Here is a 680-nt window from a genome sequence, read left to right as displayed (position 1 = left end):
ATTTATGGCTATCTGTACATAATATAGAACTGTCTCCTATATGWCCTTTATAAAGTCTCTCAAGTTCTTTATGTGTCATTCTACCTTTGCATAAAGGCTCTATTATTAAGTTTCCTTGTCTATCTAAAGCTGTAGCAATGCAAATCTGCTCCTTAGATATACCTCTCTTTTTAATCTCTTTACCTCTTTTACGAGATTTTCTTGGCATATTATTAGTTCTTGTACCTTTAAAACTCTCGGCAAAAAATACTTCATCTGCTTCTATAACTCCATCTACATGTCCTGTACCTAAAAAAGCACTTATGCAATCAAGTATTTTATGTCTCCAGAAGAAACTCGTTGCTATATTAATACCTACAATTTTAGCCGACTTTCTTATTGATAATCCCATAATCATACATTTAGCATATTTAAGCCATTTATCTAAAGATTTTTTACTTCTATATGTTGCAGAGTTTGTAAAATCAGTAAAAGTCTTTCTACAATCTCTACAGATATATCTTTGCTTACCATTATATTTACCGTTTCTTGATATTAACTCAGAACTGCAATGAGGACATACTTTTCCCTTAGCAAATCTAAATTCTTTAACTTCTTCACATACTTGTTCTACTTGAGAACCTATTACAAGAAATTCTTCTAAGTATGATAATAATTCCTCTACTTGATTTAATGGTAAT

The 680-nt window shown here is 30.5% G+C and carries 1 protein-coding gene and 1 pseudogene; both read right to left on the bottom strand.

Annotated elements, in window-relative coordinates; all coding sequences use genetic code 11:
• Window positions 1-391 (bottom strand): IS1595 family transposase (locus tag G3997_RS11775; protein WP_442971209.1); only part of this gene is annotated, 391 nt, incomplete at its 3' end.
• 84 nt (window positions 392-475) lie between these two features.
• A pseudogene (locus G3997_RS11770) lies at window positions 476-625 on the bottom strand (transposase); the annotation flags it as partial.
• Between the last annotated feature and the right edge of the window lie 55 nt (window positions 626-680).

It is taken from the genome of Romboutsia sp. 13368 (genome assembly GCF_018336475.1).
GTDB lineage: Bacteria > Bacillota > Clostridia > Peptostreptococcales > Peptostreptococcaceae > Romboutsia.
Note: the sequence above shows the minus strand (reverse complement) of the source record. Positions and strands in the feature narration are given on the sequence as shown.